This is a genomic window from Bradyrhizobium sp. WSM2254 (assembly GCF_000472645.1).
GTDB classification, from domain to species: domain Bacteria; phylum Pseudomonadota; class Alphaproteobacteria; order Rhizobiales; family Xanthobacteraceae; genus Bradyrhizobium; species Bradyrhizobium niftali.
The window spans coordinates 70,907-83,121 of sequence record NZ_AXAB01000044.1 but is presented as its reverse complement, the minus strand read 5'-3'; the positions used below and the strand labels follow the sequence as shown (position 1 = coordinate 83,121).

General features: G+C 65.4%; 12 protein-coding genes. 5 read left to right on the top strand and 7 right to left on the bottom strand.

The features are described from left to right. Positions 1-603: 603 nt before the first annotated feature. Entirely contained in the window at positions 604-1,455 is an 852-nt protein-coding gene (locus A3M7_RS0129105) for a LysR family transcriptional regulator (protein WP_027547087.1), read from the bottom strand. 102 nt (positions 1,456-1,557) lie between these two features. Between A3M7_RS0129105 and A3M7_RS0129100 the strand changes: the two genes are divergently transcribed. Next, complete coding sequence (locus A3M7_RS0129100; RefSeq protein ID WP_198033824.1) at positions 1,558-2,550, top strand: zinc-dependent alcohol dehydrogenase family protein; 993 nt, start codon at positions 1,558-1,560, stop codon at positions 2,548-2,550. 98 nt (positions 2,551-2,648) lie between these two features. Here the strand turns inward: A3M7_RS0129100 and A3M7_RS49915 are convergent, their stop codons facing one another. Then, positions 2,649-2,843 (bottom strand): hypothetical protein, encoded by a 195-nt coding sequence (locus tag A3M7_RS49915; RefSeq protein ID WP_018322145.1) that lies wholly within the window; start codon positions 2,841-2,843, stop codon positions 2,649-2,651. 300 nt (positions 2,844-3,143) lie between these two features. Further along, positions 3,144-4,127 carry an aldo/keto reductase gene (locus A3M7_RS0129090; RefSeq protein ID WP_027547085.1) on the bottom strand — a complete coding sequence of 328 codons (984 nt, stop codon included), beginning with the start codon at positions 4,125-4,127 and terminating at the stop codon, positions 3,144-3,146. Positions 4,128-4,229: 102 nt separating this feature from the next. Here A3M7_RS0129090 and A3M7_RS0129085 point away from each other — a divergent pair, with 102 nt between their 5' ends. Beyond that, positions 4,230-5,123, top strand: a complete 894-nt coding sequence (locus tag A3M7_RS0129085; RefSeq protein ID WP_027547084.1) for a LysR family transcriptional regulator — start codon at positions 4,230-4,232, stop codon at positions 5,121-5,123. 209 nt (positions 5,124-5,332) lie between these two features. On the opposite strand, the gene A3M7_RS0129080 is transcribed toward A3M7_RS0129085, so the two are convergent. Beyond that, positions 5,333-6,406, bottom strand: a complete 1,074-nt coding sequence (locus tag A3M7_RS0129080; protein WP_027547083.1) for a hypothetical protein — start codon at positions 6,404-6,406, stop codon at positions 5,333-5,335. A gap of 248 nt (positions 6,407-6,654) precedes the next feature. Here A3M7_RS0129080 and A3M7_RS0129075 point away from each other — a divergent pair, with 248 nt between their 5' ends. Then, entirely contained in the window at positions 6,655-7,683 is a 1,029-nt protein-coding gene (locus A3M7_RS0129075; RefSeq protein ID WP_027547082.1) for a patatin-like phospholipase family protein, read from the top strand. Positions 7,684-7,689: 6 nt separating this feature from the next. On the opposite strand, the gene A3M7_RS0129070 is transcribed toward A3M7_RS0129075, so the two are convergent. Both A3M7_RS0129070 and A3M7_RS0129065 read right to left on the bottom strand, forming a co-directional pair. Then, a complete protein-coding gene (locus A3M7_RS0129070) occupies positions 7,690-8,118 on the bottom strand; it encodes a CBS domain-containing protein (RefSeq protein WP_027547081.1) in 429 nt (142 codons plus the stop codon). 191 nt (positions 8,119-8,309) lie between these two features. Continuing rightward, on the bottom strand, positions 8,310-9,131 hold the full coding sequence (locus A3M7_RS0129065) for a rhomboid family intramembrane serine protease (RefSeq protein ID WP_027547080.1): 822 nt from the start codon (positions 9,129-9,131) through the stop codon (positions 8,310-8,312). Between the two features lie 452 nt (positions 9,132-9,583). Here A3M7_RS0129065 and A3M7_RS0129060 point away from each other — a divergent pair, with 452 nt between their 5' ends. Together A3M7_RS0129060 and A3M7_RS0129055 are read left to right on the top strand one after the other, a co-directional pair. Continuing rightward, positions 9,584-10,138, top strand: coding sequence for a PAS domain-containing protein (locus A3M7_RS0129060; RefSeq protein ID WP_027547079.1), 555 nt, complete (start codon positions 9,584-9,586; stop codon positions 10,136-10,138). Positions 10,139-10,371: 233 nt separating this feature from the next. Continuing rightward, on the top strand, positions 10,372-11,163 hold the full coding sequence (locus A3M7_RS0129055) for a Crp/Fnr family transcriptional regulator (RefSeq protein WP_063629466.1): 792 nt from the start codon (positions 10,372-10,374) through the stop codon (positions 11,161-11,163). 278 nt (positions 11,164-11,441) lie between these two features. Here the strand turns inward: A3M7_RS0129055 and A3M7_RS0129045 are convergent, their stop codons facing one another. After that, on the bottom strand, positions 11,442-11,927 hold the full coding sequence (locus tag A3M7_RS0129045; RefSeq protein WP_027547076.1) for a phasin: 486 nt from the start codon (positions 11,925-11,927) through the stop codon (positions 11,442-11,444). Positions 11,928-12,215 lie beyond the last annotated feature (288 nt).

The window sequence follows — 12,215 nt, the reverse complement described above, 5'->3', positions numbered from 1 at the left end:
GGGAGCCGGTTGGCTCCCATTGGCCGCCATGCCAAACGCGGATTGCGCTACGATGCACAGCGGGGAAACAGGGCAACCGGAGCATCCCGGCCTTCCCTGCGCGGATGGTTGGAACGGCTTATGTCGTGCTCTCCCCGGGGAGCGATGCACTATTGCCCCCGTCGCCNTGCGGATGGCTGATGCGCGCGGTCCGGTCGGNCCNCACCCATCACCGCAAGACTTGGCGCACAGACCCCGGGCGCCAGGACGACACGATTTGGCCGTACGCCGATCACACCGGTCGTGCGCGCGATGCCTTCGCTCACGGTTGCCCGCCCTGCGATGCCTTTCGCGCCGATGTGACCCACGTCCACCGCCGCCCGGCCCGCGTTCGTGACGATCGCGATACGCCCCTCTTCCTTGGGCCGGAGTGCGCGCACTATCCGCCAATTCCGAATTTCGGTAAAGTGGAATATTTTAGCGACCGCGCGTTGACCGGCATCTTGCGTGTTTTGCCCGACGGGCAACGCAAGGTGTTGTAGCCCGGATGAGCGAAGCGACATCCGGGATTCTCGATCACCGCCGGTCCCGGGTATCGCTTCGCTCACCCGGGCTACGAGACCATCACCCCGCCAGCCGTTCGATCACAAGGTCGAGCATCGCGCGCAGCCGGCCGAGGCGCTTGAGGTCGCGGTGATACCCGACGAAGGTGTCGCGACCGGGCGGCGTCGAGCCGATGTCGAGCGCGACGAGGCGGCGGTCGCTGTCGCCGAGCGGGCGCGGCAGTACCGCCAATCCGCCGCCGCCGGCGCAGAGCTCGGCCTGCGCCTGGCGATTATTGCTCCGCGAGGCGACCTCGGCCTTCGGCAGCGTGCGCTTCAGCCAGACCGCATCGGGCATGTCGGCGAATTCGGCATTCATGGTCACGACGCGAGCGCCATGACCGTCGCCGGCGCGCGGCGGCTTGCTACCCTTCTTGTCATAGAGCGCGTACGGAATATGGAGCAGCTTCCTCGATATCACGTCCGGCTCGTCGAACGGCTTGATGCGGAAGACGAGATCGGCCTCGCGGCGCGGCAGACTGTAGAGCCGGGCATCGGTCAGGAGCTCGACGGTCACCTTGGGGTGACGCTTGCCGAAGGCCGCGATCACCGGCGAGAGCATCACCGTCCCGAACCAGTCCGACGACGAGAGGCGCAGCAAGCCGTCGAGCTGCGTCTCCGCGCCGGTCGCATGCCGCTCCAGCGCCAGCGCCTCCTCCTCGATCCGCTCGGCATGACGCAGCACGGCTGTGCCCTCGTCGGTCAGGACAAAGCCGTCGGCAGTGCGCTGGAACAGCGTCTGGCCGAGCGCCGTCTCGAGCGCGCGAAGCCGCCGGCCCATCGTCGGCTGGGTCTGACCGATTTTTCGCGCGGCAGCGCCGAGCGTACCCTCGCGCGCAATCGCCAGGAAGATGCGCAGATCGCTCCAGTCCATCGGAGGCCCTCATACAAAAATGCACGACGATCGTACATCCTCGTTTCTTCCCATGCAAAAAATCATGGGCATATTGGAGGCCGACAACGGAGCGAGACAATCATGACGAGACCATCGACGATGCGCGCGGCCGTTCTGGAAGCCCACAACGCACCGCTGCGGCTCTCAACCATCTCCACGCCCGCGATCGGCCCCGGCGAGGTGCTGGTCCGGGTCCGCGCGAGCGGGGTCAATCCGCTCGACACCAAGATCCATGCCGGCGCGGCGGCGCATGCGCGCCATTCATTGCCTGCGATTCTCGGCCTTGATCTCGCCGGCGTGATCGAACGCACCGGGCGCGACGTCACGCGCTTCAAGCCGGGCGACGAGGTCTACGGCATGACCGGAGGCGTCGGTGGTGTGCCGGGATCGCTCGCCGAATTCGCGAGCGTCGATGCCGATCTGCTGGCAACCAAGCCCGCCAATCTCAGCATGCGCGAGGCCGCCGCCCTGCCCCTGATCTTCATCACGGCCTGGGAAGGCCTGATCGACCGCGCCTCGCTGAAGGCCGGCCAGAAGGTGTTGATCCATGGCGGTGCGGGCGGCGTCGGCCATGTCGCGATCCAGATCGCGCATGCGTTCGGAGCAAACGTGTTCGCGACGGGCTCAGCGTCGCAGCGCGCCACGATAGAAGGCTTTGGCGCCGTCTTCATCGACCGCGACATCGCGGTTGAGACTTACGTTGCGCAGCACGCCGACGGGCGCGGCTTCGACATCGTCTACGACACCGTTGGCGGCAAGGTCCTCGATGCCTCCTTCGCAGCCGTGCGCCGCTTCGGTCATGTCGTGAGCGCGCTCGGCTGGGGCACGCATGCGCTGGCACCGCTGTCGTTCCGCGCGGCCACCTATTCCGGCGTGTTCACACTGCTGCCGCTGCTGACAGGCGAAGGTCGCGCGCATCACGGGGAGATCATGAGCGAGGCAACACGCCTGGTGGAGGCCGGCAAGCTCGTGCCCCTGCTCGATGCAAGGCACTTCACGCTGGAGAGCGTTGGCGAGGCCTATGCGCTGATCAGCGATCATGCGGCGAAGGGCAAGCTGGTGGTCGATGTCTGATCTTGTAGCCCGGATGAGCGAAGCGACATCCTGGATTCTCGGCACGAGCTGTCCCGGGTATCGCTCCGCTCACCCGGGCTACGGAACTGCGGACGCTGTTAGTCCTCGCTGGACGCCGCCGAGCGGTTGCGCAAGTAGGCCTGCGACAACAGGAAGAACAATGCGCGCTCGCCATGATATTTGGCGGACGGCCGGGTGCGCTCGAACCCGTCGGCAAATATCTTGCCGGACTGGTCGCACACCTGCCATCGCCAGCCAAACCGCTTACGCCTGGTGAGGATCACTTCGAACATGCCGACGGGCTTGGTCCCTGCTCCTGCCGGTCTCGCAAGCGCACACGCCTGCTCCGGCCTCCCCCGTTAGACGGATGCTCGACATATAACGCAGCAGGATGGAAAGAGAATAAAATTGATTGTCGAAAACGCGCATCTTGCACCGGCTGTGACGAAGTCGCGACGCCTGTGGAATAAGCCGATGCTTCCGGTGTTTTAAGGCCGTTCGAGCGCTTGATAGCGCTGACAGTGGTATTCAAATCCGAACACAGGACGAGAACGCCCGGTAAGCGAACACTCACCGGGCGTTGATGCGAGATGTCAGCGGCCGACTCGCGCCTGGAGATGCGCAGGATAGCGATCACCCTGCACCGCGACCTTGGCCAGCACTGCCGCAATCGCAGCGAGATCCGCCTCCGACAGCGTCACCGCGGCCGCGCCGACATTCTCCTCGAGCCGGTGCAGCTTGGTGGTGCCCGGGATCGGCACGATCCACGGCTTCTGCGCCAGCAACCAGGCCAGCGCGATCTGCGCCGGCGTCACCTTCTTCGCTGCTGCGATCTCGCCGAGCAGATCGACCAGGGTCTGGTTCGATTTTCGTGCGCTGGATGAGAAGCGCGGTACGATGTTGCGGAAGTCGCTCTTGTCGAACGTTGTGCTTTCGGTGATCGCGCCGGTCAGGAATCCCTTGCCGAGCGGGCTGAAGGGAACGAAGCCGATGCCGAGCTCTTCCAGCGTCGGCAGGATCTCCTGCTCCGGCTCGCGCCACCACAGCGAATATTCGCTTTGCAATGCGGTCACGGGCTGCACCGCATGGGCGCGGCGGATGGTCTGCGCGCCCGCCTCCGACAGGCCGAAATGCAGGACCTTGCCGTCGCGGATCAGGTCCTTCACCGCGCCCGCGGTGTCCTCGACCGGCACGTCGGGATCGACGCGGTGCTGATAGAACAGGTCGATGCGGTCGGTCTGCAGCCGCTTCAAGGCGGCCTCCGCCACCGCCTTGACGTTGGCGGGCCGGCTGTCGAGCCCGTCTTCGACCTTGCCGCCCTTGAAGCCGAACTTGGTGGCGATCACGACCTTGTCACGGAATGGCGCCAGCGCTTCGCCCAGAAGCTCCTCATTGACGAAGGGGCCATAGGCCTCGGCGGTGTCGAAGAAGGTGACGCCGCGCTCGAAGGCGGTCCTGATCAGCGCGATCGCCTGCGAGGTCTCCGTCGCCGGGCCATAGCCATAGCTCAGTCCCATGCAGCCGAGGCCAAGCGCCGAGACCTCCAGACCACTCTTGCCCAGTTTGCGCATCTGCATCGCAAGTTCTCCTTGAAATCACGTCCGGCTGCGAATTTAGGTCGCGCGCGAGCCTGCGATTAGGTGATAAAACCGGCATGTACTCATGATCCGGATTCATGAATGGCCCGCACCAACGTCAACGACCTCCTCGCCTTCCTCGCGGTCGCCCGCGAGCGCAGCTTCACCCGCGCGGCCGCCCAGCTCGGCGTGTCGCAATCCGCGCTCAGCCACACCGTACGCGCGCTGGAGGAGCGGCTCGGCCTGCGGCTGCTCACCCGCACCACCCGCAGCGTCGCACCGACGGAAGCCGGCGAGCGCCTGCTGCGCAATATCGGGCCGCGCTTTGCGGAGATCGACGCGGAGCTGTCGGCGCTGACCGCGCTGCGCGAGACGCCGGCCGGCACCGTCCGCATCACCAGCGGCGAACATTCGGCGCAGACCATCCTGTGGCCGGCGCTCGCCAAGCTGCTGCCGCGCTACCCCGATATCAAGGTCGAGCTCGTCGTCGACTACGGCCTCACCGATATCGTCGCCGAGCGTTACGATGCCGGCGTGCGACTCGGCGAGCAGGTCGCCAAGGACATGATCGCAGTGCGGATCGGACCGGAGATGCGCATGGCCGTCGTCGGCTCACCTGCCTATTTCGCCGCACGGGCCAAGCCGAAGCGGCCGCAGGATCTCACCGAGCACAATTGCATCAACCTGCGCCTGCCGACCTATGGCGGACTCTATGCCTGGGAGTTCGAGAAGCGCGGCCGCGCCATGAAGGTGCGGGTCGACGGCCAGCTCGTGTTCAACACCGGCCTGCTCAGGATGAATGCCGTGCTGGCTGGGCTTGGTCTTGCCTATATCCCGGACGATCTGGTGAAGCGTGAGATCGCCGACGGCCGGCTGATCCGCGTGCTCTCCGACTGGTGCGCGCCGTTCGCGGGCTATCACCTCTATTACCCGAGCCGGCGGCAGCCGACCCCGGCGTTTGCCGTGCTGGTGGAGGCGTTGCGATATCGGAAGTGACGGTTAACGCGTAGTCGCGCGGCCCCACAAGCTCGTCATGGCCGGGCTTGTCCCGCCTGCGCAGCCGAAGCCGCTTCGGCGAGGCGAAGGCCCGGGCATCCACGTCCCTCGTGCCGTGTGGCCAGGCGTGGATGGCCGGGACAAGCCCGGCCATGACGATGCGGAAGCTTTAGCGAATTCGGTGAGTGTTGGAATCGCGGAGAAATCAGCTAGCGCGCGACGACTTCGACTTCGCCGTCGACGCCGTTGACGACGTTGAAGCCGCGCTCGTAGACCTTGCCCTCGTTCTTGGCGATGGCGCGGTATTCGCCTTCGGAGAGCACGACGCGAGGGAAGGCGCCGATCGATTCCTTGATGACGTCGCCGCCTGGGGTGAGCACCGACCAGGCGGTGTTGGCGAGCGCCTCACCGCCCTTGTCGCTGACGAGCTTGAGCGTGATGACGGCGGCGCGGTGGGTGATGGTGACGTCGGTGAGCTTGCCTGCCTGGACGCGGATGTCCGAGCGGACCACCGAGTTGGCGTCGCCATAGTTGGAGATGATGTAGTAGGTGCCCTCCGGTATCAGCACGACGTCGCCGGCCGCGACGTTCGGCACCAGCGAGGCGCGCTCGCCGGATTCGAACTGGCTGCCCTTGTAGATCGCGAACGAGATCTGGTTCTGCGGAATGCGGCTGGTGCCGACACGGCCTTCGATGCGCAGGCCGCCAGCCGGCAGCACGAACGATTCGCGATCGGTCTCGGCCTTCAGACTGACGGTGCGCACCGCGCTGACGAGCCCGAAGGCGACGTGCACGACGTAATTGCCGGGCGGCAGCACGATGTTGGGCGTAGCGCTGCGATCCTCGCGGATCAGCTTGAAGGTGCCGTTCTCGTCGGGACGGTCGGCGAACACGCGCCAGACCAGGCCGCTGGTGATCGGGGGGGTGTCCTTGCCGTATTTGGCGGTCAGCGACAGCACGCCCTGTCCCGGCACGGCGGCATTGAGCGGCGCGGCCGGCGGCACGGTCGTGACCGCGGGGGGCGGCATGCTGGGGGACACCGGCTGCATCAGGGTCGGCGGCAGGCTGGGGGGAGCCGCCCCCGGCCCGGAGGGTGGCGCCAGGCTGACGGCGCCGCCGGGGTCGGGCACCGACGCGGGGGGCACCGGCGGCGGGCGATCGGAGAAAAGCTGCGCCTGGGCAACGCCTTGACCCAGGGTAACGAGGCACGCGGCAAGGATCAGTACCGGCAGCAGCGATACGCTGCGCCGCCATCCGCTGATGCCGTCACCCCCGAGAGTCATGCCACCTGCTTTTCACCGAAAACGCGGCAAATTCAAGCCTCTGATACCCCAGTAAATACGGCCCCGCTACGGTTGATGGAACCCGGTTGACGCCTGCGTGATTAGACAGGAGGCAACCGCCCCTCGCCATACTCCTGCCCAGCGCCCTCTCCAAAGCGGCATAAACCATGCTTCGCCCCGGTTCTGGCGCGGAGCAGGTGCTATGCCTAATCTGGTGGTGCGGGCTGGCCACGCGTAGGAGAGTTCTGGTGCTGGACAGATTGAAGGGCCGCGGCGCGAATGGCTCGAACAGCGAGAAGATCGGCCTCGGCAGCATCCGCCGGCCGGTCATTGGCGTTGCCCTTGGCGGCGGCGCAGCGCGCGGCTTCGCCCATATCGGCATCATCAGGACCTTGCTCGCCAACGGTATCGTGCCCGACGTCGTGGTCGGCACCTCGATTGGCGCCGTGGTCGGCGGCCTCTACGCGTCCGGCAAGCTCGATACGCTGGAGGAGTGGGGCCGCGGTCTGCAAGGCATGCGCAACATCCTTGGTTATCTCGACATCCGCCTCAACGGCTCCGGTCTGATCGGCGGCGAGAAGCTGGCGACCCGGCTCGAGGCAGCGTGCGGCCAGACCTTGATCGAGGACCTTCCGATCAAGTTCGCCGCCGTCGCGACCGAGGTTCGCACCGGCCACGAGATCTGGCTGACACGCGGCCGCGTGGTCGACGCGATGCGCGCCTCGTACGCCCTGCCCGGCATCTTCTCACCCGTTCTGATCGGCGATCGCTGGCTGGTCGACGGCGCGCTGGTGAATCCGGTGCCGGTCTCGGCAGCGCGGGCGCTCGGCGCTGAAATCGTCATCGCTGCAAATCTTTCCAGCGACATCTTCACCTATTCGACGACGGTCTATTCGCACGGCGCGGCACCCGGACCGGCCGCCCCTGCGGCCGAAGAGACGACGTCAAAACGGCGCTTCCCGAGATTCTTCTCGCCCGAGAAGACGGTGAAACGCGAGTTCTTCGGCGGCGGGGACCGGCCCGGTCTCTCCTCGGTGATGGTTGACGCCTTCAACATCATGCAGGACCGCATCACCCGCGCCCGCCTCGCCGGCGATCCTCCAGACCTGCTGATCACGCCGCGGGTCGGCCAGTTCGGCTGGTTCGACTTCCACCGCACCGACGACCTCATCGCGCTCGGCACCCGCGCCGCCGAGCGTGCGCTGGACTCGATCCAGGAGGCGATCCATGCGCTGGCGCCGCCGCCCGAGGGCGCGGCGCCCAAAGCCGGCGAATGACGGCGGTCAGGCCGTCTTGATGTAGTCGCGCAGGGCTTCCTGCTCGGACTCGTATTCCTGGACGCGGCGCTTGACGATGTCGCCGATCGAGATCAGGCCGACCACCTTGCCGTTGTCGACCACGGGCAGATGGCGGAATTTGCCCGTCGTCATCGTCTCCATGAGCTCGGCGACCGTATCGGTCTCCTTGCAGGTCACGACCTTGCGGGTCATGACCTGGGAGACCGGCTCGTCCAGCGCGCCGGCGCCGCGCTCGCCGATCACGCGCACGATGTCGCGCTCGGACAGGATGCCTTCCAGCCGGCTCTGGTCCATCACCAGCACCGCGCCGATCTTCTTCTCGCCGAGCAGTTTGACCGCGGCGGCCAGCTTGGCGTCGGACTCGACGCTCATGATCTGGTGGCCCTTGGTATTGAGAATGGAACGTACCGTCATTGTCGCCTCCCTGAATCGGAGCCGTCCGCCTTTCGGCAGTCGGGACTTGTTCCTCGAGTCTTCAACTAACAGTTTAGGCGCTGGTTTCACGCTTCAGGCGCTTTGCGAAGCATCGCCGCTAGCGGCCTGTCGCTTCGGAACATTCTTCGCGCGAATGATGGATGAATTCGGGCCGCGCCGCAAGCGCCGCTTCAAACTCGGTCTGAAACGTCCCGTGATGACGCATCCGCAGCATCGTTTCGCACGCGCGGCACCGGATCGAACAGCGCGAACAGCAACAGGCCGGCGAAGAAGCCGCCGATATGCGCCTGCCAGGCGACGCTCGTGGTTTCGGCATCGATGCCGATCGCACCGACGCCGAAGATGATGTTGACGCCGAACCACACCGCGAGGAAGCCGACCACCCGCCCGTCACGCAGCGCGCGCGACAGCGGCAGGGCTGGAACCCTTGCAGCGGTATCGGCGTCCGAACGACTGAACGACAGGAAGCTGCCGCGGACGAAGGCAAAGCGGATCGCCGCCGCCATCGCGCCCGACACCGAGGCCGAAGCGCCGATCATCGGCGCCACCGCATGCTCATGGGTGACGAGATGGGCGAGCGCCCCGGCCGCCGCCGTCACCGCCAGAAAGAGGAAGAACCTGATCGTGCCAAAACGCCGCGCCAGCGCGCTGCCGAACGGCAGCAGCCACAGCACGTTGAAGCCGAGATGGGTCAGATTGGCGTGCAGCAGCGAATAGGTGACGAAGCTCCAGACCTTGGCGCCGGCGCCGCCGGGGATCTGCAGATTGAGCAGCGAGGAATCGTAGCGCTTCGGGATGAAGCCGAAGACGTCGATGGTCCAGTTCTCCAGTTCCGGCGGCAGCAGCACCCGCAGATGGATCAGTGCCAGCAGGACGATATAGGCGGTCAGAGCGAACGGCAGCGTCAGGATCGGCTCGCGCGGAGCCGCCTCGACGACGGCCGGCACGTCCGGCTGAGGATCGTGCGGCGAAGAATCTTGCGGGGAATCCAAGGCAGCTCGCTTTCAGGCGCGATCGGAGCGATACGCTTGGAGATAGTCGCCTTTGCCGGCCTTGCGCAAGTGCACAAAAGGAAAAGGCAGGGCCCTGGGAAAGCCCTGCCTGTCCGTGTCGGCCTTCCGGTTGCCAGAGGAATAAGGTGTATCCCCACCCCTCCCCGCGGCCCGTGACCAAACTGTTTGACGCCTGTGTACAGGCCCCGCCGAGAACCTGGAGAAAAGCGGCGAGGCTTGCGACCGCGGTCACCATAGCAGGGCTGCGGGACACGGAAAGCGCATAGTTAATTTAACGTTAACGACGCAAAGACACCGCCCGGAGCGGCTAAAACGCCCTCGCGGCATGGACGCTGCAAATCCCCTCCTGCACAACAACAAAGGGATCGCGGGTGCACTGAAGCGGGACAGGTTTGTCCCGCGAGGTTGCGCCCCGGGGTAAGCGTTCAGTCATGAAACATCCGTCGAGCCGCGCGTTCTTCGCATATTGGGACAAGAAGCGCGGCACTGCGCGGGCCCCTGACCGGGCCGACATCGACCCGGCCGCAGTCCGCGGCCTGCTCGGCGACATCTTCGTGCTGTCCTGCGAACCAAAACTCGGCTTCCCGTTCCGCGTCGCCGGCACCCGCGTCTGCGCGCTTGCCGGGCTCGACCTCAAGGACCAGAGCTTTGCGGCGCTGTTCACCGATGCCAGCCGCAGCGAGATCGGGGAGATCACGACTGTCGTCGCCGACGAGACGCTGGGTGCGATCGCCGGCGTCACCGCCGCGCGCGAGGACGGCAGCAAGGCCCATCTGGAGCTGTTGCTGCTGCCCTTCAACGCCCGGCCGCACACGCCTGTCAGCGTCACCGGCGTGCTCGCACCGTTCGACGACGAATGCGGCGCGCTTGGCCCGTTCACCCTCACCTCCTGGCGCTATCTGCACCAGCCGGAGAAGCTGCTGCCGCGCGCGATCCGCAAATTGCAGATCGCCCGCGGGCTGATGGTGTATGAGGGGTTGCGCTAGGAGCAGCCCTCGTGTCGGGCGCGCAGTTTTTGCAAACGGCCGACCAGATTTTCAGCGCGCGCGTCGATTGAAAGTCAAACCGCGCCGGCGCGCGGGCGCGCGATCCGTCATTGGAACCTTGCCTGTTGAAATGCGTTGGTCCACTTGCCGTGGCAAGCGTCGTCGCGGCAACGCGGCTCGGCCGGTGACGATGCATTCGCTCGCCGCCGAGCCTCCGTCGAGGGGCTACTCCCGTGATGGAGCGCGCGACAAGAGTTGGTAATCGCCTGTTAGCTGCGTTACCGCCGGCCGACTTCGCTTTGCTCGCACCGCATTTTCGAAAAGTACCGCTCCTGCACGACGCAGTCCTCGTTCGATCGGGCGACCGGATCGAGCACCTTTACTTCCCCTGCAGCGGCGCGATCGCCCTCATCATGGAGTTGCCGAACGGACAGACGGCGGCAACCGCGGTGATCGGCAACGACGGCGCCGTCGGACTCATGACGGCGCTCGGCCCCGTCCGATCTCCCCTGACGGCGGTTGTCCGCGTGGCCGGGACCGCACTGCAGATCTCACCCGCGCGATTTCAAGCGGCGCTCGAACGCAGTCCCGCCATCGCAAGCGCGGTTCAGATTGTGACCAGGGCGATGATGACGCAATTCCTGCACGTGGCGGCCTGCAACGCGCTGCACTCCGTCGAAGCGCGCCTCGCCCGCTGGCTGCTTCACATTCACGACCGGACGGATGGCGGTGACATCCTGCCGCTGACCCAGGAGACGCTGTCGGAATTGCTCGGCGTCCGGCGCACCACGGTCACGCACGTCGTGAGCGCACTTCGCGCATCAAGGGCCATCAAATCCAATCGGCGCGGCCAGCTCGAAATCGACAGGCAACGGCTCGAGGCCGTCGCTTGCGAATGCTACAAGGTGATGAGCCGCAGGATCGATCGGATCGTGTCGCAGGACGCGGTAAGGATCCTTCACGCCGCGCCGGCGCGGAATGGCTGCCCGCCCCCGGACTTCCCGTTCGCCAAGACCGACTCGTAGACCCAGGCCTCCCTGGCGAACCACTCGTGCGTCGCCGCGCACATCCGGCAATAGGTGCGCGCAAAAAAGACCGCACTGCAGCGAAACCTGTCGCCATCCATCTCGATGCCCGTCGGAATAGCGCTCCCGGTTTCCGGGCACTTGATCATCACCATACCCATCCTGATTTCCCTCCAGCTTGGCATCACCTCACGGCGAGGCCGGCCGCCATCGGCTGGACGGCGTCTCTTCTCGCGAAGACGCTCGTCCAGCCGATCTACGTGGCCGGCAGCTTCGATTCAAGCAGCCTTACGCAGTACCCGGTTGAAGCTGTTCTTGATCGGCTCGGCCGTCTCGGTCGCGACCTTCTGGGCCAGGTCCCAAAGCTCCCGGTTCTGGGCGGAAGCCGCTTCAAAGGTCTTGCGACCGTGTGCGGTGGAGAGGTTCACGAGGTCCGCAAACGACCTCGCATCCGCAAGCTGGGAGAAGAATTCCAGCGCGGAGCTGGTATTGGTGTTGGATATTTCGATGAGCTTGGTGCCGTAATCGGCGGAACGCCTGGCATTGGTCGAACAGGCGTCGCAGAGAGCCGTGGTGATCTCCTCGGACGTCACCTTCATCTGCTCGAAATTTGCCTTGGCCCGTGTCGCGGCCGGCGCGGCGAGATCGCCGAAGATGGCCTGGATGTTGAAAAACGGCATGTCGAACTTGAGCTTTGTATTTCCGTTCGCCGTCCCATTCAGCGGAGCGGCATTCGTTTCGGCTTTCATATCGGCATCACTCACGGGCTTTCATCCTTTCAAGCGAAACTAGATAATGGATTGAAGACTCCCCGACGCGTCCGGATGGGGACGCCACTTCCTCAACTTCCACGATGGTGGGATGCTGCTGCGGATATTGCGCTCTCGCCCCCTGCCGGAGCCAACTATGCCCTACGAAAGTCGACCCTTCGGTTCGCTTTCGGACTCTCGATTTGAATTAATTCGAATAATGCGACGAAGCGGCGCAGCGAGAATCCTGCGTCTTTAAAGTTGTTGTAATTGCATGCGCCAACTTCAGATCAGCGCCGGCGA

Excerpts from the sequence above, each read along its gene's own strand:
- A3M7_RS0129105 (WP_027547087.1), bottom strand. The coding sequence starts at position 1,455 with ATGGACTGGAGCGATCTGCGCATCTTCCTGGCGATTGCGCGCGAGGGT.
- A3M7_RS0129100 (WP_198033824.1), top strand. The coding sequence starts at position 1,558 with ATGACGAGACCATCGACGATGCGCGCGGCCGTTCTGGAAGCCCACAAC.
- A3M7_RS49915 (WP_018322145.1), bottom strand. The coding sequence starts at position 2,843 with ATGTTCGAAGTGATCCTCACCAGGCGTAAGCGGTTTGGCTGGCGATGG.
- A3M7_RS0129090 (WP_027547085.1), bottom strand. The coding sequence starts at position 4,127 with ATGCAGATGCGCAAACTGGGCAAGAGTGGTCTGGAGGTCTCGGCGCTT.
- A3M7_RS0129085 (WP_027547084.1), top strand. The coding sequence starts at position 4,230 with ATGGCCCGCACCAACGTCAACGACCTCCTCGCCTTCCTCGCGGTCGCC.
- A3M7_RS0129080 (WP_027547083.1), bottom strand. The coding sequence starts at position 6,406 with ATGACTCTCGGGGGTGACGGCATCAGCGGATGGCGGCGCAGCGTATCG.
- A3M7_RS0129070 (WP_027547081.1), bottom strand. The coding sequence starts at position 8,118 with ATGACGGTACGTTCCATTCTCAATACCAAGGGCCACCAGATCATGAGC.
- A3M7_RS0129060 (WP_027547079.1), top strand. The coding sequence starts at position 9,584 with ATGAAACATCCGTCGAGCCGCGCGTTCTTCGCATATTGGGACAAGAAG.